This is a genomic window from Aneurinibacillus tyrosinisolvens (assembly GCF_001015055.1).
GTDB lineage: Bacteria > Bacillota > Bacilli > Aneurinibacillales > Aneurinibacillaceae > Aneurinibacillus_A > Aneurinibacillus_A tyrosinisolvens.
The window spans coordinates 1-2018 of the sequence record NZ_BBWZ01000099.1; the positions used below are offsets into that span (position 1 = coordinate 1).

A 2018-nucleotide genomic window follows, 5' to 3' on the forward strand; every position below is an offset into this window, starting at 1 on the left:
TCTTGTTCCGTAGAATCCAGCGCAAAGGTGGACTGGCTAAATTGAGTGAGCCCGAATACGTACCAGAGAAAATGGCCGATTCCGCGAAAATCGGGATTCGCAGGCGCTTCCCTTCTTTCGAGCGTCAGCGGCACTTCCGAAGAAAGCGGGATGACAGGCAACCCGCGGTAGAGCTTATAGGCAAGCGGTGCGTCTTCCCAATCCACCTCCAAGTCCGGGGGTCTTGCCTTGTCCGTGTCAAAATGCAGGTTATGAAGAAATGATTCCAGACTCATCCTTCTTCTCCCTCCTCATCGTGGCTTATGGAAATGGATGCGGATGTGGATTGAGTTGTTCTATCGGCAGCAGTTGCTTCGCATACCCGAGTTTCATGGGTACCCGGAGCACCCTTTCCAGACCTGTCACGCGGGTAAGGTGATATCCGAAGGTCATGGGCAGCATCCCGGGGATGAGCACTTTGACGCAATACAGTCCGTTTCGCATGATCTCCGGTGTCGTCTGATCCACCACAATTACATCGAGATTCAATGGACGGAACACATCAAGCATATCCCGCAGATCATCGGTCAGATCCACATGTTTCGTCTTCCATTTAAATTCCTTCTCAAAGGTTTGCAACGGACGATTTTCATCCAGTAAAAAGTCAAAGCGCTCCTGCGCTTGCGGTAAACTGTACAGCATGGAATGGTCCTCCATCTGCCGTACCAGGGTCGGCTCGTGGAACATTCGTACATACTCTTCCCGGTTTGCCTCAAATTTCTCGTCAAGCGACAGCATCATCCCCGCCAGCTCGTGAACGGCACTTTTCACCGCCCGTACCGGGTCCAAATGGGCTCCGGCCGCACAGATCAGATTCACTCCTTTTTCTTTCCTGTTTTTCGCCAATGCCCAAACGCTTGGAATCCCATGCTCCATCGTCGAGTTAAACAAATGCACATCATATCCCGCCACCGTCCGCAAACGATCCATCATCAATCGCAATTCCTGGTCATTAGCAGAAGCCGGGTCAAGACGAGGGAGAGGCAACTGTGCGTACCATGTCATCAAGAACGAGTCACGCTCTACCACTTCCAAAATCCCATAGAAAATAGCTTCCTCCAAACTTCCGCCTATGGCGCATCCATTGGAAGTTTCATAAACAAAGCCATTCCCGCAGCCCAAGCTGTAATAGGCGAGCAACTCTGGAACGAGAATCGGGCGCTCTTGCAAAAACGAATAACCCCATACCCAGTCCATTGGGCGATCAGGATGAAACGGTTTGAATGGAAATCCAGGTTGCGCATACTGTTCCTTTGCGTGCACTCCTACCTTGATGGGATGGAGTGCTTGATCGGCCAGATTGCGGAAACTGTCATGGACCACCGTCCGTTTGCCACGAGGCATCAGACCGCAGGATCGCTCTAAGCTCTCCAAAATGGCAGTCAGCTCGCTGTCCGCATAGGAATGAGTCCGACCTGCCGTTGCCTCGTCTCCCATAGACAACGGCAGATTGACACTTACATCGGCAAACGGCGACATAAGATCATACATTTTCCCATTCAAAAAGCCCATCCGATGATCCAAATAGTCTTTGACCAGAACTTTCTTCAAATCATCCATCGAACGGCAGCGGTAGCTTTCGGTGCTAATCTTAGGGCTTGCTTGCAGCGAAATTTGGGCCGCAATCAATGAATCATCAGATAATCCACCGCAAATCGAACACAACGGGTCAGGCAGAAAGGAGTGACAGGAACTCTTCAGCGTTTTCAGGTTGATTAAAAACACCTGGCCTTCCAAATGAGGCTGGCTGCCTTGCAGCACCCTTTGTGCCTCAGCCATGAGCAGGTGAGCCACCTGCAAAAGCCCTGTACGCGATGCCCACGCATCACACGTCGTTTCCCCGTTCACTGCTAGCCTGTGTTGCAGCTCCCGCAGTTCCTTACGGTCGTGTGCCGCCATGAGGCGCCGCATGTCTGCACACTGGGAGCACCCCGGCGCACCCGGACGAACCAGCGGCCCAACCACGCCCTCACCAAAGG

The 2018-nt window shown here is 52.4% G+C and carries 1 protein-coding gene and 1 pseudogene; both read right to left on the reverse strand.

Annotated features, from left to right (window positions below; genetic code table 11):
* Positions 1 to 275 (reverse strand): annotated as a pseudogene (locus tag MBEAL2_RS28450) (NADH oxidase); the annotation flags it as partial.
* Between the two features lie 25 nt (positions 276 to 300).
* On the reverse strand, positions 301 to 2018 hold a 1718-nt coding region (locus MBEAL2_RS28455), incomplete at its 5' end, for a TOMM precursor leader peptide-binding protein (protein ID WP_047155541.1).